The sequence below is a fragment of the Arthrobacter ginsengisoli genome (assembly GCF_031456935.1).
Taxonomy (GTDB): Bacteria; Actinomycetota; Actinomycetes; order Actinomycetales; family Micrococcaceae; genus Arthrobacter; species Arthrobacter ginsengisoli.
Genome location: NZ_JAVDVQ010000003.1, coordinates 168,772 through 187,929 on the forward strand (window position 1 = coordinate 168,772; position 19,158 = coordinate 187,929).

Below are 19,158 nucleotides of genomic sequence, written 5' to 3' on the forward strand. Positions count from 1 at the left end.
CGAGTTCGGTGCCGTATGATCCGGACTTTTGGCCCGGATTGGGGTCCCGTTGGCGGATTTCTTTTCCGCGGTTTCACCGCGCCATTGCAGGGAAACCCCGGTCTGCGCCGGGGGCCGGGGAAACTTTTTCCCCGCAGGACCGCCGGCACCCGGAAACCCGGGCCGCATCACACCCTTGGACCCCGCACGGACTGCGCACCGGGAGGCCCGCCGCACCGTGAAAAAAGGGGGTACCCAAGGGATCCGGAAAGCGCCTAGGGTTGACATCAGTGCAGTGCCGACCACGAGCCACCCAAGGAGAACAGTCCATGACGGGCAAAGAGACGAAGAAAAGCGGCAACGGCGAAGCCGGGGCGGACAGCAAGTCCCAGGCCAAGCAGGAGGAAGCGAAAGGCATCAAGTCGCGCCTCACCGAGGCCCAGAAGGAGATGCTCGCGAGCAAGTCGCGGGGCGGGGCCGGCTCGCAGAGTGTCGGCCACAGCCACAAGCCCACGCACGCCAGCGGCAAGCAGGGTCCGGCGGAGAAGAAAGTCCGCTGGTAGTCCTGCAGACATCGCCAGTTAGGCGACCTAGGATAGTTGGACCTGCATTCTTTGGGCTTGTTTCTACGGCTTAGTTCGATGACGTTATTCGACAGCGGAAGGAAGAGCAATGGCGGAACACCAATTCGGAGACGGGATCAATCCTGACGTCGCCAGTCATTTGGCGGAGTCCATCGACGACGCGCCCGGACCGGAAACGAAACGTCCCTCCCCTCCCACCGCGGCCGAAGGGAAACAGTGGCCGGACGGAAGCGGCAAGCACCGTCATCCCAAGGAGCACGACGTCCAGCACGGCCGGCTGGGACACGAGGCCGCAGCGAACGCGGTGCACCGGATCACCCCGCCGGACACCCCGCACTCCTCCTGAACGTAAACGACCGCCGGTGCCCAGCGCCGGCAGCCCGCCCGGGACGACCTGCAACGGTCGCCCGGGCTTTTCGCTTCAGGTGCGTTCCACCACCACGTCCTCCGGCTTCTTGTCCAGCCGCCAGCCGCGCCAGACCGGGTGCCGGAGTTTGCCGCTGGACGTCCATTCCCCGTAGGTGACCTCCCCGACAAGCCTGGCGCTCACCCAGCGGGCGTCCGAGGCGTCGGCGGCCGGCACCTCCTCAAAGGGCGAGGTCTTCCGCGGAAGGGCTTCGAGCTGCTGGCGAAGTTCCTCGAGTTCCCGGGCGCTGAAGCCGCTGCCGACACGACCGACGTAGCGCAGTTTGGAGCCCTCCGGTATCCCCACAAGGAGAGAGCCCACGGACTGCCCGCGCCCGCCCTTACCCGGCCGCCAGCCGCCGACCACCACCTCCTGCGTGCGTTCGAACTTGAGTTTGAGCCAGGACCTGCTGCGCTGCCCGACGTACCGGCCGCCCGTCCGCTTGGCCATCACGCCCTCCAGCCCGAGTTCCTCAGCGCTTTCCAGGATGTGCCGGACCTCGCCGTCGATCAGCGGGGAGAGCTCCACCGGGCAGGAGGAAGGGATGAAGAACTCTTCCAGCCTTGCCCGGCGTCTGCTGAGCGGCAGGCCGCGCAGGTCCCTGCCGTTCTCGGACAGAAGGTCGAACAGCATCAGCCGCACCGGCGTCGACGATTGCGCAGTGGTGATGTCGGAGGCCCGGGTGAGCTTCATCCGTCCCTGCAGCAGCCCGAAGTCCGGCCGCCCCGAGGCGCCGACGGCAATGACCTCGCCGTCGGCGATGAAGTCCTGTTCCGGCCAGCAGGAGCGCTCCGCCAGTTCCGGATACACCGCGGACATGTCATTGCCGTTGCGGCTGATCAGGCGGATCTTCTTGGCTTCGCCGATGATCAAGGCCCGCACCCCGTCCCACTTGAGCTCAAACTGCCAGTCCTTGCCCGCCAGGTCGGCGGTGCTTCCGGCACTGGCCAGCATGGGCCTGAAGTCCGCCGGCTCGGCGGCGGCGGGCCGCTCACGCTCCTGCCCGGCGGCACCGGCGGCGCCCTCCTTCTGCGGGCCCAGCGGGTCCATCAGGTGGATGAGCCACTGGTCGTCGCCCCGGCCGGTGTGGATCAGCGCGAACCTGCGGGCGCCGCCCAGGCCACCGTCGTCCTGGCCGGTGAGGGTCGCGATGACCTCCTTTCCCGCGATCCACTTCTCGCACTCGTAGTAGCCGCGGTCCCAGATGCTGATGGTCCCGGCGCCGTACTGGCCCTTGGGAATGGTGCCTTCGAAGTCCGCATAATCCATCGGGTGGTCCTCCGTCTGGACCGCCAGGTGGTTCTTCGTCTTGCTGGTGGGGACACCTTTGGGAAGCGCCCAGGAGACCAGCACGCCGTCGCGCTCCAGCCGGAAATCAAAGTGCAACCGGCTCGCGTGGTGTTCCTGGATGACGAACTTCTCCCGGAGCGTGCCGCTTTGTGGCCCCGCGCGGTAGTGCTCCGCCGCGAAAGGTTCCGGGGTCGAGGCCGGATCCCGCTTGGCACGGTAGTTTTCCAGCCGCGGGTCGGTGCCGCCGCCGTCGTGGGCAGCTTCCCCGGCGGCGTCGCCCGGCTGGCGGTCCGGCCGCCCCCTGCCGGAGATGACGGCGAACGGATCCTTGCCGGACTGCACGCGCTTCAGGACTTCCTGGTAGTCGAGCTGGTGCAGGGACGGCGAGCTGAGTTCGCGCCAGGTCCGGGGCGCCGCCACCGTGGGACGGAGCCGCCCGCGCAGGGAATAGGGGACGATGGTGGTCTTCGCCGCGCTGTTCTGGCTCCAGTCCACCAGGACCCTGCCGGTGCGCAGCGTCTTTTTCATGTCGCTCACTGCCAGCTCCGGGTGGTCGGCTTCCAACGAACGTGCCAGTTCATGGGCGAATTCGGAGATCTGCTCGGAGCTCTGCGTGCCGTCCAGGGCCGCGTACAGGTGGATGCCTTTGCTGCCGCTGGTGACGGGCACCGGATCCAGGCCCACGTCCTGCAGGATGGTCCGGGCGAGCTTGGCGACCGCAACGCACTCGGCCAGCCCGGCCCCCTCGCCGGGATCCAGGTCCAGCACCAGCCGGTCTGGAGGCAGCGCGTTTCCGTGGGAATCGACGCGCCACTGCGGCACATGGATCTCCAGGGACGCGATCTGGGCGAGCCAGGCCAGCGTGGCCGGGTCGTTGACCAGCGGGTACTGGATAGTGCGTTCCTTGTGCGTGATCGAGGCTCTGGGAACCCACCCCGGGGTCGAATGGTCCAGGCTTTTCTGGAAGAACATCGTGCCGGGGGCATCGGCCGTCCCGACGCCGTGCACCCAGCGCTTTCGGGTGGCCGGGCGGTTCGCGGCGGCGGGGATCAGCACCGGCGCCACGGCCGCGTAGTAGGCCAGCACATCGGCCTTCGTGGTTCCGGTTTCCGGATACATCACCTTGTCCAGGTTCGTGACCACCATTTCGCGGCCGGCGACCCGGACCCGCTCCCTGCCGTTGGCCGGGATCCTTTCAGCCAAGGGGCTTCACCTCCACGCAACTGTGATGTTCACTTGTTCCATGAGAGCGATCTGGAAAGGCGCGATAGCGTTCGGGCTGGTCAACGTGCCCGTCAAGGTCTACACCGCGACCGAAGACCACGACATCAGCCTGCACCAGGTCCACAATGCCGACGGCGGGCGGATCCGCTACCAGCGCCGCTGCGAGGTCTGCAGCGAGATCGTTGACTACGAGGACATCGACAAGGCCTACGAGGACGACGGCCGCACGGTGGTGCTCAGCCGTGAGGAGCTCAAGTCGATTCCGGCCGAGAGCAGCCACGAGATCGACGTCGTGCAGTTTGTCCCGGCCGGGCAACTCGACCCGATGATGTTCGAGAAGAGCTACTACCTTGAGCCGGACTCCAAGTCGCCGAAGGCGTATGTCCTGCTGCGCCGGGCGCTGGAAGACACCGACCGGGTGGCCATCGTCCAGTTCGCCCTGCGGGACAAGACCCGGCTTGGCGCCCTGCGGATCCGCGGCGACGTGCTGGTGCTGCAGGCTCTGCTCTGGGCCGATGAGGTGCGGGAGGCCAGCTTCCCCTCGCTCGACGCCACCATCCGCATCTCCGCCCAGGAACGGGAAATGTCCGCCGCGCTGGTGGACTCGATGGCAGCGGACTTCGAGCCGGACCAGTTCACCGATGACTATCAACTGCAGCTGCGCCAGCTCATCGAGGCGAAGCTGGAGAAGGGTGAATCGCTGGACACGGAGGAGACCTTCGGCGTCGCCGCAGCCGAAACCGGCAGCGGCGAGGTGATCGACCTGATGGAGGCACTCAAGCGCAGCCTGGAGAAGAAGCGCGGGGGAGGCGCGGTGTCCGCGGACGAACCCGGGGCGCCGGCCGCGAAGCCCACTGCCAAGTCCGCCGCCAAGGCTGCTCCGAAGACGGCATCGCGGGCGCCGGCCAAAGCCGCGCCCAGGACCGCCGCGAAAGCCGCCGGGACGAAGGCCGCAGCCTCCAAGCCTGCCGCGCGGAGCGCACGGAAAGAGGCCTGAGCGGTCGGTTGTCCGGCCCGCGGCCACCGGGATCAGGAATTCCTGAGCGCGGAAATGAGCTCGCTTTTCTTCTTCCCGGAGTAGCCTTTCAGGCCGATCTCCTTGGCACGCTCCCTCAGCTGCGGGACGGTCCAGTCCTCGTAGTCGCCGGCCTTTCCGCCCTTGCGCCCCACGGCTGACCGGCCCTTCTTGGCCGCGGCATTGGAAATGCGGGCGGCCTTCTGCTTCGAGGCACCATCTTCCAGCAGTGCCTCGTAGAGCTCAGGGTCTTTGATGCTGGGGTTTTCGGAGCCGCGCGGGGCATCCTTCTTCGTTGGCATGGCTATCCCCGCAACCGGGTGTCGGCAGAGCCGGCCTTTTCCACGAGCCCCTCGGGTTCCCAGTCCAGTGCCACGTTGACCCGGGTGCGGTCCGCGCCGAGGGGTTCTTTCGTCACGGTTCCCGCGTTGCGGGGTTTGTCGCTGCTGACCCAGGCGATCTTCCGGTCAGGCGTCTGATCGGTGATCTGCGCGAGGTATTCGCGCCGGACGCCGGCGATGTCGGTGCGGAACTGGAGGGAGGTTTCGTCGATCTGCTCGACGGCTTCGACGCCCTTCATGAACTCGGGGAACGTCTCGAACTGCGTCCATTGGTTGTACGCGGTGGACACGGGGACGTCGACGTCAATGCTTGACTGCACGTTTGCCACGGGTTGGCTCCTTCTGCCGGGAACTCGTCCTGCGGCAGGCCACGGGTGGTGCCGCGGTTTCCAAGCTAGCGCCGCTGCAGTGCCGTGACAAGCACTTACTAAGTTTGCTGATGGATTTCCGGGAAGCCCTGCGGCCCCGGAACGCGGAAGCCCGGCCGTGCCCTGTCCAGGGTACGGCCGGGCCGTCGTCCCGGCGGCAGCGCCGCCGGAGGTGACACTATTCGGCGTCGTGGTCCGTTTCGAGGATCTGGACCAGGCGGTCCAGGGCGACGTCGGCGCCCTCGCCCTCGGCGCGCAGAACCACAATCTCGCCGTGGGACGCGCCCAGGCTCATCAGCGACAGGATGCTGGCGGCATCCATCGCCTCGTCAACGGGTTCGCCCAGTCGGGCGATGGTGATCTCGAGATCGAACTCGCCTGCAGCCTCGGCAAAGATGGCGGCCGGGCGGGCGTGCAGCCCTACGCGGCTGGCAATGGTGGCGTTACGTTCGGTCATTTCTGCTCCTTGGATTCAGCTTGGGGAATATCGGCGGGGGTTGGTCTTCCTGGACGGCTCAGGCGGCTACGGGAACCGGTTCCACCGTATCAACCGGCTTCTTGACTGCCCAGCGCTTGAGCCCGATCACGGCGAAGGCCGTGACGACTGTTCCGGCCGCGATGGCGACGACGAACATCAGGAAGTTATCGATGGCGAAGAAGACGAAGATTCCGCCGTGGGGGGCCTTCGATCCCACGCCTGCCGCCATCGAGATGGCACCGGTCACGGCACCGCCGAGCATGCTGGCGGGGATGACGCGGAGCGGGTCCGCGGCGGCGAACGGGATGGCGCCTTCGGTGATGAAGGAGGCTCCCAGCAGCCAGGCGGCCTTGCCATTTTCCTGTTCCGCCAGGCTGAAGAGCCTCTTGTTCAGCACGGTCGCAGCCAGTGCCATGGCCAGCGGCGGGACCATACCGGCGGCCATGACGGCCGCCATGATCTGCCACGGTGCCTGGTTGGTGATGGAGGCGGCGCCCAGGCCGGCGACGGCGAAGGAGTAGGCAACCTTGTTGACCGGGCCGCCGAGGTCGAAGCACATCATCAGGCCCAGGATGACGCCCAGCGCGATGGCACTGGCACCGGTGAGGCCGGCCAGGAACTCGTTGAGCCCGACAGTGATCCGGGCGATGTAGGCGCCCAGGAACACGAACAACAGGCCGGACGCCACGAGGGACGCCACCAGCGGGATAATGACCACCGGCATCAGGCCGCGCAGCCAGCGGGCCACGTTGAGCTTGCCGATTGCATGCGCCACGTAGCCGGCGATCAGGCCGCCCACGATACCGCCGAGGAACCCTGCGCCCATGAAGACGGCAACGGCGCCGGCGACGAAGCCCGGGGCGATGCCGGGCCGGTCAGCGATGGCGTAGGCGATGTAGCCGGCCAGCGCGGGGACGAGGAAGCCCAGGGACAGGGCGCCGATCTTGAACATCACGGCACCGAGGTACGCGCCCAGCGGGCCCCACGCCAGTTCCGGGTACACGGTGGGCAGGTTGAAGAGGCTGTTCTCCGCCAGGATCTTGTCCGCGAAGGCAGTGATGTCGTAACCGCCCAACAGGAAGCCGAGGGCGATCAGCAGACCGCCGCCAGCGACGAACGGGATCATGTAGCTGACGCCGGTCAGGAGGGCCTTCTTCAGCTTGGTGCCGAAGTGCTCGCCCTTTTCCTCGGCCTCGAGTTCGGCCTGTTCCTCGGCGCCGAAGTGGGGCACGCGGCGGGCATGCGGGTTGTCCGCGGCCGCGAGCGCTTCCGCGACCATCTTGTCCGGCTCGTCGATGCCGCGCTTGACCGGCGCGTTGATGACCGGCATGCCGGCGAAGCGCTCCTTGCCGCGCACGTCCACGTCCACGGCGAAGATCACGGCGTCGGCGGCGGCGATCACGGCAGGGTCAAGGGCCTTGGCGCCGGAGGACCCCTGGGTTTCCACCTGCAGGTCCACGCCGACTTCCTTGGCCGCAGCGACGAGCGAGTCGGCGGCCATGTAGGTGTGGGCGATGCCGGTGGGGCAGGCGGTGACGGCGACGAGGCGCTTGGGTCCCTTGGCCTTCGCGGTGCTGATGCCTGCGCCGGCGGTTCCGGGCGCGGCGGCTGCGCCGGCAGCTGCTGCGGCCGGGGCCGCAGCAGCAGGTTTGTCGGCCAGTGCGCCTTCGACGAGCTCGACGACGTCGGCCTCCGAGCCGGCAGCGCGCAGGGCCGCGGTGAAGTCCTTTTTGATCAGCGAGCGGGCCAGCTTGGAGAGCAGCTTGAGGTGCTCCTGGTCCGCGCCTTCGGGTGCTGCGATGAAGAAGATCAGGTCCGCGGGACCGTCCTTGGCGCCAAAGTCGACCGGCTGGGAGAGCCGGGCCATCACCAGCGTGGGTTCGGTAACCGCCGTCGAACGGCAGTGCGGGATGGCGATGCCGCCGGGGACGCCGGTGGCGGTCTTCTGTTCCCGGGCGAAGGCGTCGGCGAAGAGGCCTTCGACTTCGGTGGCGCGTCCGTTGGCCGCAACTTTGCCTGCCATGTGCCGGATCACGTCCTCGGGCGAGCTGCCCAGGTTCTGGTCGAGCTCGACCAGGTCGGTGGTAATGAGCTGAGTCACTGTCAATCCTTCCGGAGGGCCGTGATGGTTACGGCGTCGGGGGTGGTTTGGTGGACCGCCGGGACTGTGGAGCCCGGCAGCGAAGCGGCGGCGGCACCATGGGCCACCGCCTGACGGAGGCAATCGGCCGGGGCGGCGCCCTGGCTGGAGGCGAGCAGGTAACCGGCCAGCGAGGAATCGCCGGCGCCCACCGTGCTCACAGCAGTGACCGGCGGATGCGTGGCCAGCCACGCGCCGTCGGCCGTTACAAGCACCGCACCCTTGGAGCCGAGCGTTGCGAGCACGGCACCCACCCCGGATCGCACGACGGCGGCGGCTGCCACTGCGGCGGCCTCCGGATCCGCTTCGAGTTCCTCGGCGGATTTGTGTGTGGCGAAACCGGCTGCGGCAGCCAGTTCCACCAGTTCCTCGGCGTTGGGTTTGAGGAGATCCGGTTTCCCCAGCGCGTCGCCGGAGATCGCGGCGGCGAGCGGTTCGCCGGAGGAATCGACGGCGATGAGGGGGGCCTCGCTGCCGTGATCCATCGAGCGCAACCGCCGGGTGACGGTGGCGTAGAAGTCGGCCGGGACCCCGGGTGGGAGCGAGCCGGCCAGGACAACCCAGCTGGCGCCGCGGGACTGGTCGAGCAGCAGCCCGATCAGGGCTTCCTGCTGGTCCTCACTGAGCACCGGTCCGGGTTCGTTGATCTTGGTGGTGACACCGCCGGGCTCGGTCAGTGCCACATTGCTGCGCAGCGGCTCGCCAATCGGGAGGGCCGCGAACGGGACCTCGCCTTCCCGGAGCCCGGCAAGGACCGGATCCGCCTCGGCTCCGGGCAACACAGCGACGGTCGTCAGGCCGGAGGCGACGAGGGCGCGGGAGACGTTGACTCCCTTGCCGCCGGATTCCTGCCGGACGGAGACGGCCCGCTGGACTTCGCCGCGGAGCAGCGGGCCCGGCAGCGCCACGGTGCGGTCCAGGCTCGGGTTGGCGGTCAGGGTGACAATCATGCGACCACCACCTCCACTCCGGCATCCGCGAGGGCATCGGCCAGCTCCTGGCTGGGTTTCGTGTCAGTGATCAAAGTGTCCAGATCTTTCAACGAGGCGAACTGGACCAGGTTTTCGGCGTCCAGCTTGGAGGCATCAGCCAGCACCACAATGCGGCGCGCTGATTGGACGAAGGCAGCCTTGACAGCGGCTTCTTCAGGATCGGGAGTGCTCAGCCCGAAGGCTGCGTGGATGCCGTTGGTGCCGATGAACGCGATGTCCGGGCGGATCCGGCGGGCGGCTTCCACGGTGGACTGGCCGACGGCGGCCTGGGTGATTCCGCGGACCCTCCCGCCGAGCAGGTGCAGGGCGATGCCGGGTTCGCCGGAGAGTTTCATGGCGACGGGCAGCGAGTGGGTGATGACAACGAGTTCGGCGGCGGGCCCGGGGAGGGCGGTGCTGGCTGCCGTCCGGGCGGCCAGGAGTTCCGCGAGGGACTCGGTGGTGGATCCGGCGTCGATCAGGATGCTGCCGGTACGGTCCCGCGGGATGAGCGCGAGGGCGGCCTCCGCGATCCGGGTCTTCTCCGGCTGCCGCTGGTCGGTCCGGACCAGGATGCTTTCCTCGTTAGTGCTGAAGCGGTCAGGGGACACCGCGCCGCCGTGGACCCGGCGCACACTGCCGGCGGCTTCGAGGGCGGCGAGGTCCCGGCGGACGGTCTCGGTGGTGATGCTGAAACGCTCGGCGAGGTCCGTCACGCTGGCACGGCCGCTGGCGGTGATGAGCCCAACGATCAGCTGTTGGCGTTCTTCGGCGAACACTGGCTCTCCCTTGCGTCAGTACTGCGGACCTTCCTGCCACTTCCGTGATACCCATCACAGCCAGTGGAGTTGATTGACTTTATCTTTGAATTTGTGGCTTTGTCAATGGAAAACAACACGAACGCAGAAATCTCACGGCGCCTCCCGGGGGACATGTCCAGTTTTCGCGGCGGGGAGTGGGCATAGTGGGATTGTGTCCACCCGTGGCTCCGAGGGCTGGGCATGCTCGTTCTGAGGGGCTTGGTGAGGGGCTTGGTGAGCCGGGGGACATGTCCAGTTTTCGCGCCGCCGGGTGGGCATATTGGGATTGTGTCCACTGCTGGCCTCGAAGGTGGGGCATGTCCCGTGGGGCGCGGGCCGGGCCGGGAGCCCAAAATGGCGGACGCCGGGCCTGACTCGGGGTCCGGCCCGGCGTCCGGGTCGTTCATAGGGCGCACCGTGGCGCATTGTGCGTCCCGGCTAGATGCTGGCGTCGCGGCTCTCGTTCCGGGTGATGGTTTCGCCGGTGTTGGGATCGACGACGGAGCGGGTCTCGCTGACCCGGCGCGTGCGGCTGCGGCCCGGGGAGGCCAGGACCAGCGAGGCGATCAGCCCGATCACGCCCACCACCATCAGGATGTAGCCGATCATGGCCTGGTTGACGTTGGGGATCAGGCCGGGTTCGATGGCCCACGCCAGGATGGCGCCGAGGGCGATGAGGAAGATGGCGGAACCGATTCTCATGACTTGCTCCTTGTGTCCGGCGGGACGGATAGGTATTGCTAAGCATGCTGTCCAGCGTCAGGCTACAGCCCGGTTGGCGCTGATTCAACGATTCGGGCGCCCCCACTCCGGTCAGTTTCCGCGCAGCATTGCGCTTTCTGCCGCGGATCCGGACTGCCGCGGCGCGGATCCGGCGTGCGGTTGTCCGTTTGCGCAGCGGATCCCGGCCGGCCACTGGGAGTCACGCAACGGCTCCGCCCCGGCCATCCCACGTATTCTTAAAGGGTCGTGGGCGCCAGCCCGCGATGCACACCGCCCTGCACTTAGCTTTCCCGCCGCGCCCGCTCGCCACCCTCCCTGCCGATCCCACGAGGGGCCTCACAGAAATGACGGTACCAATGCCTGAAGCTTCCCCCCGAGTCGTTGTCACTGGACTGGGCGCGGTGACCCCGGTAGGCGGGACCGCGGCCGAGACGCGGGCTGCGCTGCTGGCCGGGCGCTCCGGCATCGTGGCGCTCGAGGACGACTGGGCCCAGGCCCTGCCCGTCCGCATGGCCGGCCGCGTGAGTGTCGACGTCGCGTCGCTGCTCTCCACTCCCGAATACAAGCGGATGGACCGGTGCGGCCACCTGGCCCTGATCGCGGCCCGCGAGGCATGGGCGCAGGCAGGCCGTCCCCAGGCCGACCCGGAACGCCTGGCCGTGGTGATCGGGTCCGGCTACGGCGGCCTCGACACCACCCTGGAGCAGAACCGGACGCTGGATGCGAGCGGCCCGCGCAGGGTCTCCCCGCACACGCTCACCCGGATCATGACCAATGCCCCCGCGGCCTGGGTGTCCATCGACGTCGGAGCGAAGGGCGGGGCGCGTACACCCGTGAGCGCCTGCGCCTCCGGGGCGGAAGCCATCTCCCAGGCAGCCGACATGATCCGGGCCGGCGCGGCAGACGTCGTGATCGCGGGCGGCGTCGACTCCTGCGTCAACGGCCTGATCATCAGCGGTTTCGCCCAGATCCGGGCGCTGTCCACCCGCAACCAGGACCCGCAGTCCGCCTCCCGGCCCTTTGACCGTGACCGGGACGGATTCGTGCTGGCCGAGGGCGCCGCGGTCCTGGTCCTGGAACGCGAAGACCACGCCCGGGCCCGCGGGGCCGAAATCCTGGGCGTCGTGGCCGGGTCCGCGGTGACGTCAGACGCCGTCGACATCGTCGCGGCCGACCCGGCGATGCAGCGCCGGGTGATGGAAAAGGCGATTGCGGCCGCAGGGCTGGCTGCCGGTGACATCGGCCTGGTCCACGCCCACGCAACCTCCACGCCGGTCGGGGACCGGCTGGAAGCGGAAGCAATCAAGGCAGTTCTCGGAAACCAGGTTCCCGTGACGTCGACGAAATCCCTCACCGGACACCTCCTCGGCGGGGCGGGCGCGCTCGGCGCCGTCGTTCTGATCCAGGCGTTGAAGACCGGGTCTGTCCCGGGCACCGGCAATCTTGACGCGCCCGATGACGGGATCGACCTCAACCTCCTCCGGGGAACAGTTGAGGGCAGGCCGGGCAGGGCGGGCCTCGCAAACGCCTTCGGATTCGGCGGGCACAGCACCGCGCTGGTGATCACCGAAAGCTAGGCTGTCCCGATGGAGACAGTCGTCTGGTCCAAGCCGGAACACGAACGCGACGGAACGCCGCTGCTGGTGATGATGCACGGCTACGGCCGGGATGAATCCCGGATGGCAAAACTTTTCGACCGCTTGCCCTCCGGGTTCAGCTGCGCCGCGCTGCGCGGCCCCAAGGTGATCGGCGACGGCTACGGCTGGTTCCTGCTGGACTACTTCCTGACCCATGACTTCGCCGACGTCATTTCCTCCACCAACGCCGTCCTCAGCTGGATCGAATCCGTCAAGGCCCGCCACAGCAGCGTCAGCCTGTTTGGCTACTCGCAGGGCATGGCCATGGCCACCACACTGCTGCGGCTGCGGCCGGAGCAGTTCCAGGCCGTCGTCGGGCTGTCCGGTTTTGTGCTGGAAAACGAACTCCTGGCGATGAGCGAATCGTTCGAGTCCCGCCCGCCCTTCTTTTGGGGCCGGGACCGGGACGACGTGGTGATCAACGACGCCGCCACGGAGCACACTGAGGAATGGCTGCACGGGTACACGCTGCTCACGGCGCGGAACTACCCCGGGATGGGCCACGCCATCTCGGCGGCCGAACTCGTGGATGTCAGCGCGTTCCTGCGCCACTACGTGCTCCGCCGGGACAGCTGACTGCGGCGCGACGGAAACAAACCGCGGCGGACCGGCGAACAGGGTCAGAGGGGCCCTTTTGTGTTTGTCCATTTGCACGCCAATTTTGTCAGCCTTTAGACTTGGCGTTGGTCAACTTCACGGCCACTGCTTCACGGGGGAAGAGAGGCTGAGCCCCGTGCTGCAGACCAAGAAGCCGCCCGCCACCATCCCGGACTCCGCCACAGGTTCGATCCGAACCGACTCCGTGGCTCTCCGGACCCACCGGATATCCCGCCGCGCTGAGCAGGCGCGCCCGGTCAGCCCGATGCGATCGGCCGGCCCCCGCGGTCCGGCCGCGGACAACCCCAGAGCATCGCCGCTCCGCTGTGATTTCCCCTGCCGGTCCGCCGACGTGCCGCCCACCAATATAGCTACGCCGTCTGAAAGGACAATCGATCCATGACTGAGCTTTCCAACAGCACCCTGTCGGGCTGGACCGGGGCCGCCGCGATCCTCTTTGACCTCGACGGCGTCCTGACCCCCACCGCGACCGTGCACGAACGCGCCTGGCAGGAACTCTTCGACGGATTCCTCAAGACCGTGCCCGGGGCGCCCGGCTACCGCGAAAGCGACTACTTCGAGCACATCGACGGCAAGCCGCGCTTCGACGGCGTACGCGACTTCCTGGCCTCCCGCGACATCGTCCTGCCCGAAGGCCCGCTGGATGACGACCCGGCGCACAACACGGTCCACGGTCTGGGCAACCGCAAGAACAGGGTCTTCAACGACATCGTCGAGGCCGGCGGCGTCAAGCCCTACGAAGGCTCAGTGCGGTTCATCGACGCCGCGCTGGCCCGCGGACTCAAGGTCGCCGTCGTCTCCTCCTCCCGCAACGCTCCGGCCGTGCTCAAGGCCGCCGGGCTCTCCGACGACTTCCCGGTGGTGGTCGACGGCGTCGTCGCCGTGGCCGAGGGGCTGCCCGGCAAGCCCAGCCCGGCGACGTACGAGTATGCCGCCCGGCTGCTGGGCGTGCCCAGCGAGGACTGCGTTGTCGTTGAGGACGCGGTCTCCGGGATCCAGGCCGGACGTGCCGGGAACTTCCATTCGGTGATCGGTGTCGACCGTGGTGCCGGCCGGCAGACCCTGTTCGACGCAGGCGCCACGCTGGTGGTCAAGGACCTCGAAGAGCTCCTCTAGCCCCGGCTTCCGCCCCCCGGCTTCCGCCCGCCCGGCCCCCACAGCACGACTTACCGCCTGAAGGAATCCCCACCATGGCCCTCATTACCTCGGACCGCGCACGGTTCCCCAACGACCCCTGGCAGCTGGTCGAGACCGTCCACCTCCCCGGTAACGCCGGCACGCTGGAGACGCTCTTCAGCCTCGGCAACGGACATCTAGGCATCCGCGGCGCCCACTGGGCCGCCGCCGACGCCGGGCTGCCGGGCAGCTTCATCAACGGCTTCCACGAGACCTGGGACATCAAGCATGCGGAGAACGCGTATGGCTTCGCCCGCACCGGCCAGCGCATCCTCTACATCCCGGACGCCAACAACTTCACCGTGATCGTCGACGGCGAGGCCCTGAGCCTGGAGGAATCCACGGTGGCGGACTACCGGCGAAGCGTCGACTTCGCCACCGGCGTCTACCAGTGCCGGATCACCTGGCTGTGCCGCTCCGGCGCGACCGTGACCACCACCGAACGCCGCGCCGTCGGCTACCAGTCCCGCGGTGCGCTCGGCATTTCACTGGAACTCGCCGCGGACCGTGACATTTCCGCGGACGTGACCTCCTCGGTGATCAACCGCCAGGACCAGCCGGTCGACGACCACTCGGCCCACGACCCGCGTCGTGCCGGCCGGCATGCCGGCCGTGTCCTGCTGCCGCTCAGGCTCGACGGCGGCGACGGCTCGCTGCGCCTGTCCTGGCAGACCGCCGAATCCAAGCAGCGCATCGGTCTGGCGGTGGACCACTGGACCAGCGCCGGTGTGCAGCCCTTCGACACCCAGGTCCATGAGGACGACAGCAGCGTGCGCTACGTCCTGGCCGTGGGCGCCGACGAACCGTTCGTCCTCGAGAAGAGCGTCAGCTACGCCGTCGGGCAGGCCTCCGAGGACCTTGCCGACGACGCGGAGGCAGCCCTCAAACCGCTGGCGGAGATTTTCGCCGAAAGCGCCGCGCACTACCGCGCCTACTGGACCACGAGTGACATCGTCCTCGCCGGCCAGACCGAACTCCAGCAGGCCGTCCGCTGGAACCTCTTCCAGCTGGCCCAGGCCACGGCCTGCGCCGACGTCGCCGGGATCCCGGCCAAGGGCGTCAGCGGTTCCGGCTATGACGGCCACTACTTCTGGGACCAGGAGGTGTACCTGATGCCGTACCTGACGTACACCAGCCCGGGCAACGCCCGCCAGGTCCTCGAATTCCGCCACGAGATGCTGCCCGAGGCGAAGATCCGCGCGCAGGAACTCAGCGTCGACGGCGCCCTGTTCCCGTGGCGCACCATCAACGGGCTCGAGGCCAGCGCCTACTACGCCGCGGGCACGGCGCAGTTCCACATCGCCGCCGCGATCGCATTCGCGGCCAACCGCTACATCTGGGCCAGCGGCGACGAGGAGTTCCAGGCCACCCTCGGCTCCGAGCTGCTGATCGAGACCGCCCGGATGTGGGTCTCGCTCGGCTTCTTCGGCAAGGACGGGCTGTTCCACATCCACGGCGTCACCGGCCCCGACGAGTACACCGCCGTCGTCAACGACAACCTGTACACGAACGTGATGGCGCGCTTTAACCTGCGCGCCGCGGCGGCGCTGGACCACCCGGAGATCGACGACGCCGAACGCCAGCTCTGGGAGCAGGCGGCCAACCGCATGCAGCTGCCCTACGACGAGGACCTCCAGGTCCACTCCCAGGACAACGACTTCATGACCCTGGAACCGTGGGACTGGACCACGCCCCGGTCCAAGTACCCGCTCCTGCTGCACTTCCACCCGCTGGTGATCTACCGGCACCAGGTCCTGAAGCAGGCCGACACCGTGCTGGCCATGTTCCTGCAGTGGCAGGACTTCACCGCCGAGGAAAAGCGCCGCGCCTTCGATTTCTACGATCCGATCACCACCGGCGACTCCACCCTGTCCGCCTGCGTCCAGGGCATCATGGCGGCCGAGGTCGGCTACGGCCAGGCTGCGCTGGACCACTTCACCCACGCCCTGTTCATCGACCTTGACGACACCCACGGCAACACGATCGACGGCGTGCACATCGCCTCCACCGGCGGTGTGTGGAGTTCGCTGGTCAGCGGCTTCGCGGGACTGCGCGACCAGGGCGTGCTGCCCTACTTCGACCCGAGGCTGCCGGCCGAATGGGCGGGGTTGTCCTTCCACCTGAAGATCCAGGGCCGGCTGCTGGGGCTCGAACTCGAACAGGGCGCCATCAGCCTGACCGTGCGCGAGGGCGCACCGCTTGTGGTCGATGTGCGCGGCGAGCGGCTCACGGTCGACGGCGACACGGTGCGGGTCCAGCTGGCGCCGGTTGCGGCGCCGGAGCCGACGATCTTCCCGAGCGGACTGCCGACGGCGTCAATCCCGATCGTGCGCGCCGCGGTCTAGTGTTCCGCGGTCACCGTGGCCCTCGCCCACAGCGAGGCGCTCGCGGCCGTCGTCCAGCGGATGGGCGATTTCGTCGGCCGGCATCCGTGCGGCGACCATCGCGACAGCGGCCATCACCGGGCACACGGTTCCGGCGACCAGGAAAATCAGCCCGAGCGGCAGCACCTCGGCGGCCGGCCCGGCAAGGGCCATCGAGACCGGCATCAGGGCCAGGGAGACGAAGAAATCCAGGCTTGAGACGCGGCCCAGCAGGTGCGGAGGCACCCGGCGCTGCAGGAGCGTGCCCCAGATGACCATACCGGCGCCGCCGGTGGCACCGAAGATGAACAGCGCCGCGGCCACTGCCCAGAAGTTGTCCATGATCCCGACGGCAGCGAGCGGCAGGGTGCCGGCACCCCAGGACACCATCATCACGGTGAGGTAGCGGCGGGGGAGCCGGAACGACGCGGTGGCCAGGGAAGCTGCGGCGCCGCCGACACCCGCGATCGCGAGCAGGAAGCCGAACATGCGGGCGTCGCCGCCAAGCTGGTCGCGGACCACGAACGGCAGGAGCACCTCAATGGGGCCGATCAGGAACAGCACGGAGATGCAGGCCCACAGCAGGGTCCACAGCAGCCACGGCGTGCGGACGGTGTAGCTGACCCCCTCGCGGAGGTCGTGCAGCACGGACGTCCCGGCGCGTTCGCCGGACGCGGAACCGCCGCCGTCCTGCCCCTCCCCGCCTGCCGCCCCCGGCCGGGGCTGGCGATGGAGCAGGTTGAGGATGGAAAAGGCCAGCAGGTGGCACGCCGCGACGCCGGTCACGGCATACGCCGGGGACAGGGCTGCGACCAGGATGCCCGCGACCGCGGGACCGGCGGCCTGCTGCAGGATGGGCCGCAGGGTCCCTTCCATGCCGTTGGCCGCGAGCAGGTCCTCCGGCGGCAGGATCCTGGGGAGGATGGCGGAGTAGGCGGGGAAGAAGAACGCCGCCCCGACACCCAGCACAAAGGCGCCGAGCGCAAGGTGCCACAGCTGCAGCCAGCCCAGCAGCGCCAGCCCGCTGATGCTGGCGATGACGGCAAGATTGGTCCCCTCCACCGCGATGATCAGGAGCCGCTGCGGGAACCGGTCCGCCGCGATGCCGCCCGCGAGGACAAAAGCGACTATGCCCACGCTGCCGGCCGCCGCCACCAGGGAAAGCTCCAGCGGGCCGCCGCCCAGATGGATCACTTCATAGACCATCGCCACGGCCCACATCCCGGAGCCGAAAATGGAGATTGCCAGGGCCGCAATCAACACACGGTATTCCCGGTGCGCGAACGGACGGAGGGCCCTCAATGAGCGCATGGCACCAGTCTAGGTGTCCGTGCCCACCCCACGGATCGCTCAACCGGCGCTCCGACGCTGGTGCAACCGTGGCCTAGTGTTAAGGCCTGCACCCGCAGCAGTTCCGGTTCCGACGAGAGGCGATGATGGCCAAGCGAAGCAACCCGGCAATGAAGATTGCGCAAAAATCCGCACACAACGCGATATTCGACGCCGAGGGCAAACCCAAACCGGGCGTCCACAACGTGCTCCTGCGCGCCGTTGAAGTCCAGCGCCCGCTGGTGCTGGCCAACCTCCGCAGGCTCCAGCGAAAGCATCCCCAGGCCACGGCGGCGCAGCTCGCCGCGACACTGGAACGGGACTATCTCATTGCCGTTACCGGCGGAGGCGCGCTCGTGGGCGGCGCCGCCGTGATCCCCGGCGTCGGGACCCTTGCCGCGCTGGGCCTCTCCGCCGCCGCCACCATCGGCTTCCTCGAGGCCACCGCACTGTTCTCCACTTCCCTCGCGGAACTGCACGGCGTGCGCCTGGTCGACCCCGAGCGGGCCAGCACACTGGTCATGGCAATCATGCTGGGCGAGGAAGGCACCGCACTGTTGAGTTCGCTAAGCGGGCAGGCCGCGGGGCAGGGCAAGGGCCCCACGCAGGCCTGGGGCTCCCTCTTCGCCCGCCGGGCTCCGCTGCCCGGCTTCGGCTCGGTTCGGGGACGGATCCAGACGATGTTCCTCCGGACCCTGCTGAAGACGCAGGGCACCGCCCTGCTGGGACGGGCGCTGCCCTTTGGCATCGGCGCCGTAGTGGGCGGTGTGGGCAACCGGATGATGGGCCGCGCCGTCGTCGCGAGCGCCAAGGAGGCGTTCGGTCCGATGCCGCTCATCATTCCCGGCGAACTGGCGGACATGGCGAAGGCCGACGCCCGGGCAGTTCCGCCGGACCGGGACAATCCGGACACTGCGGACCACAAGGGCAACACAGTAAATCCAGCGCAGGAAGGCGGCAACTTTTGGATCTGAACGCTGACCTGGGGGAGTCCTTTGGGACCTGGACCATGGGCGACGACGCGGCGATGTTCCCGCTGGTCACGAGCGCCAGCGTCGCCTGCGGGCTGCACGCCGGGGACCCCGTGACCATGCTGGACACCTGCCGGGCGGCCTACGAGCTCGACGTCCGGGTGGGCGCCCACCTCGGCTACCCGGACCTCGCCGGCTTCGGACTGCGGGACATGGACATCACGTTCGATGACCTCTTCGGCGCCGTTTTGTACCAGCTCGGCGCCCTGGACGGGGTGGCGCACGCCGTCGGGGCCTCGGTGGACTACATCAAGCTGCACGGTGCGCTCTACGACCGGACAGTGCGCGACGCCGAGCAGGCCTCCGCCGTCGTCGCCGCCATCCAGGCCTACGATCCGGGGCTACCCGTTTTGGGCTTCCCGGGCTCGGCCCTGCTCGGCATCGCCAGGGACGCCGGCCACCCGGTCTTCGCCGAAGCTTTCGCCGACCGCGCCTACCTGCCCGACGGCACGCTCGTGCCGCGCTCGCAGGACGGCGCCCAGCTGCACGACATCGGGCGGATCGCCGAACGGGCCGTGCGCCTCGCGACCAAGGGCGAAGTCGAGGCCGTGGACGGCACCGTGCTCCGGATCGAACCGGACTCGCTGTGCATCCACGGCGACACTCCCGGTTCCCTTGCCACGGCCACCGCGATCCGCGCGGCCCTGGAAAGCGCCGGCGTGGAGCTGGAGAGTTTCGCCTGATC

18 protein-coding genes are annotated in these 19,158 nt (G+C 68.4%); 9 read left to right on the plus strand and 9 right to left on the minus strand.

The features are described 5' to 3' along the window. Positions 1–308: 308 nt before the first annotated feature. Positions 309–542, plus strand: a complete 234-nt coding sequence (locus J2X01_RS05045) for a hypothetical protein (protein WP_310051319.1) — start codon at positions 309–311, stop codon at positions 540–542. 109 nt (positions 543–651) lie between these two features. Beyond that, entirely contained in the window at positions 652–909 is a 258-nt protein-coding gene (locus J2X01_RS05050) for a hypothetical protein (RefSeq protein ID WP_310051321.1), read from the plus strand. Between the two features lie 75 nt (positions 910–984). Here J2X01_RS05050 and J2X01_RS05055 read toward each other — a convergent pair whose 3' ends face one another. Further along, positions 985–3,462: an ATP-dependent DNA ligase gene (locus J2X01_RS05055; protein ID WP_310051323.1), complete on the minus strand. Its 2,478-nt coding sequence runs from the start codon at positions 3,460–3,462 to the stop codon at positions 985–987. A 40-nt stretch (positions 3,463–3,502) separates the two neighbouring features. Here J2X01_RS05055 and ku point away from each other — a divergent pair, with 40 nt between their 5' ends. Continuing rightward, a complete protein-coding gene (ku, locus tag J2X01_RS05060; protein ID WP_310051325.1) occupies positions 3,503–4,480 on the plus strand; it encodes a non-homologous end joining protein Ku in 978 nt (325 codons plus the stop codon). Positions 4,481–4,512: 32 nt separating this feature from the next. On the opposite strand, the gene J2X01_RS05065 is transcribed toward ku, so the two are convergent. From J2X01_RS05065 to J2X01_RS05095, 7 genes are all read right to left on the minus strand, one after another. Then, on the minus strand, positions 4,513–4,800 hold the full coding sequence (locus J2X01_RS05065) for a DUF7218 family protein (protein WP_310051327.1): 288 nt from the start codon (positions 4,798–4,800) through the stop codon (positions 4,513–4,515). Positions 4,801–4,802: 2 nt separating this feature from the next. Continuing rightward, positions 4,803–5,168 (minus strand): SRPBCC family protein, encoded by a 366-nt coding sequence (locus tag J2X01_RS05070; RefSeq protein WP_310051329.1) that lies wholly within the window; start codon positions 5,166–5,168, stop codon positions 4,803–4,805. A gap of 217 nt (positions 5,169–5,385) precedes the next feature. Then, the gene (locus J2X01_RS05075) at positions 5,386–5,664 is read right to left on the minus strand and encodes an HPr family phosphocarrier protein (RefSeq protein WP_310051331.1); all 279 of its coding nucleotides are present in this window, start codon (positions 5,662–5,664) and stop codon (positions 5,386–5,388) included. A 58-nt stretch (positions 5,665–5,722) separates the two neighbouring features. Continuing rightward, positions 5,723–7,786 carry a PTS fructose transporter subunit IIABC gene (locus tag J2X01_RS05080; RefSeq protein ID WP_310051333.1) on the minus strand — a complete coding sequence of 688 codons (2,064 nt, stop codon included), beginning with the start codon at positions 7,784–7,786 and terminating at the stop codon, positions 5,723–5,725. Positions 7,787–7,788: 2 nt separating this feature from the next. Further along, entirely contained in the window at positions 7,789–8,775 is a 987-nt protein-coding gene (locus tag J2X01_RS05085) for a 1-phosphofructokinase family hexose kinase (protein WP_310051335.1), read from the minus strand. Continuing rightward, the gene (locus J2X01_RS05090) at positions 8,772–9,575 is read right to left on the minus strand and encodes a DeoR/GlpR family DNA-binding transcription regulator (protein ID WP_310051337.1); all 804 of its coding nucleotides are present in this window, start codon (positions 9,573–9,575) and stop codon (positions 8,772–8,774) included. The genes J2X01_RS05085 and J2X01_RS05090 overlap by 4 nt, the downstream gene beginning before the upstream one ends. Positions 9,576–10,034: 459 nt before the next feature. Then, the gene (locus J2X01_RS05095) at positions 10,035–10,298 is read right to left on the minus strand and encodes a DUF6458 family protein (protein WP_310051339.1); all 264 of its coding nucleotides are present in this window, start codon (positions 10,296–10,298) and stop codon (positions 10,035–10,037) included. Positions 10,299–10,675: 377 nt separating this feature from the next. Between J2X01_RS05095 and J2X01_RS05100 the strand changes: the two genes are divergently transcribed. The 4 genes from J2X01_RS05100 to J2X01_RS05115 all read left to right on the plus strand — a co-directional run bounded on the left by J2X01_RS05100 (position 10,676) and on the right by J2X01_RS05115 (position 16,095). Continuing rightward, the gene (locus tag J2X01_RS05100) at positions 10,676–11,896 is read left to right on the plus strand and encodes a beta-ketoacyl-[acyl-carrier-protein] synthase family protein (protein WP_310051341.1); all 1,221 of its coding nucleotides are present in this window, start codon (positions 10,676–10,678) and stop codon (positions 11,894–11,896) included. Between the two features lie 9 nt (positions 11,897–11,905). After that, the gene (locus tag J2X01_RS05105; RefSeq protein ID WP_310051343.1) at positions 11,906–12,532 is read left to right on the plus strand and encodes an alpha/beta hydrolase; all 627 of its coding nucleotides are present in this window, start codon (positions 11,906–11,908) and stop codon (positions 12,530–12,532) included. A 420-nt stretch (positions 12,533–12,952) separates the two neighbouring features. Beyond that, on the plus strand, positions 12,953–13,690 hold the full coding sequence (locus J2X01_RS05110; protein WP_310051345.1) for an HAD family hydrolase: 738 nt from the start codon (positions 12,953–12,955) through the stop codon (positions 13,688–13,690). 74 nt (positions 13,691–13,764) lie between these two features. Next, a complete protein-coding gene (locus J2X01_RS05115) occupies positions 13,765–16,095 on the plus strand; it encodes a glycoside hydrolase family 65 protein (RefSeq protein ID WP_310051347.1) in 2,331 nt (776 codons plus the stop codon). Here J2X01_RS05115 and J2X01_RS05120 read toward each other — a convergent pair. After that, positions 16,066–17,424, minus strand: coding sequence for an MFS transporter (locus J2X01_RS05120; RefSeq protein WP_310051349.1), 1,359 nt, complete (start codon positions 17,422–17,424; stop codon positions 16,066–16,068). The genes J2X01_RS05115 and J2X01_RS05120 overlap by 30 nt on opposite strands. Before the next feature lie 125 nt (positions 17,425–17,549). On the opposite strand from J2X01_RS05120, the gene J2X01_RS05125 reads away from it, so the two are divergent. Then, a complete protein-coding gene (locus tag J2X01_RS05125; protein WP_310051675.1) occupies positions 17,550–18,416 on the plus strand; it encodes a hypothetical protein in 867 nt (288 codons plus the stop codon). Continuing rightward, positions 18,407–19,156 (plus strand): LamB/YcsF family protein, encoded by a 750-nt coding sequence (locus J2X01_RS05130; RefSeq protein WP_310051351.1) that lies wholly within the window; start codon positions 18,407–18,409, stop codon positions 19,154–19,156. Before J2X01_RS05125 ends, J2X01_RS05130 begins: the two co-directional genes overlap by 10 nt. Positions 19,157–19,158 lie beyond the last annotated feature (2 nt).

Coding starts and splice junctions, on each gene's coding strand:
- J2X01_RS05045 (WP_310051319.1), top strand. CDS start 309: ATGACGGGCAAAGAGACGAAGAAAAGCGGCAACGGCGAAGCCGGGGCG.
- J2X01_RS05050 (WP_310051321.1), top strand. CDS start 652: ATGGCGGAACACCAATTCGGAGACGGGATCAATCCTGACGTCGCCAGT.
- ku (WP_310051325.1), top strand. CDS start 3,503: ATGAGAGCGATCTGGAAAGGCGCGATAGCGTTCGGGCTGGTCAACGTG.
- J2X01_RS05065 (WP_310051327.1), bottom strand. CDS start 4,800: ATGCCAACGAAGAAGGATGCCCCGCGCGGCTCCGAAAACCCCAGCATC.
- J2X01_RS05075 (WP_310051331.1), bottom strand. CDS start 5,664: ATGACCGAACGTAACGCCACCATTGCCAGCCGCGTAGGGCTGCACGCC.
- J2X01_RS05085 (WP_310051335.1), bottom strand. CDS start 8,775: ATGATTGTCACCCTGACCGCCAACCCGAGCCTGGACCGCACCGTGGCG.
- J2X01_RS05095 (WP_310051339.1), bottom strand. CDS start 10,298: ATGAGAATCGGTTCCGCCATCTTCCTCATCGCCCTCGGCGCCATCCTG.
- J2X01_RS05100 (WP_310051341.1), top strand. CDS start 10,676: ATGCCTGAAGCTTCCCCCCGAGTCGTTGTCACTGGACTGGGCGCGGTG.
- J2X01_RS05105 (WP_310051343.1), top strand. CDS start 11,906: ATGGAGACAGTCGTCTGGTCCAAGCCGGAACACGAACGCGACGGAACG.
- J2X01_RS05110 (WP_310051345.1), top strand. CDS start 12,953: ATGACTGAGCTTTCCAACAGCACCCTGTCGGGCTGGACCGGGGCCGCC.
- J2X01_RS05115 (WP_310051347.1), top strand. CDS start 13,765: ATGGCCCTCATTACCTCGGACCGCGCACGGTTCCCCAACGACCCCTGG.
- J2X01_RS05120 (WP_310051349.1), bottom strand. CDS start 17,424: ATGCGCTCATTGAGGGCCCTCCGTCCGTTCGCGCACCGGGAATACCGT.
- J2X01_RS05125 (WP_310051675.1), top strand. CDS start 17,550: ATGGCCAAGCGAAGCAACCCGGCAATGAAGATTGCGCAAAAATCCGCA.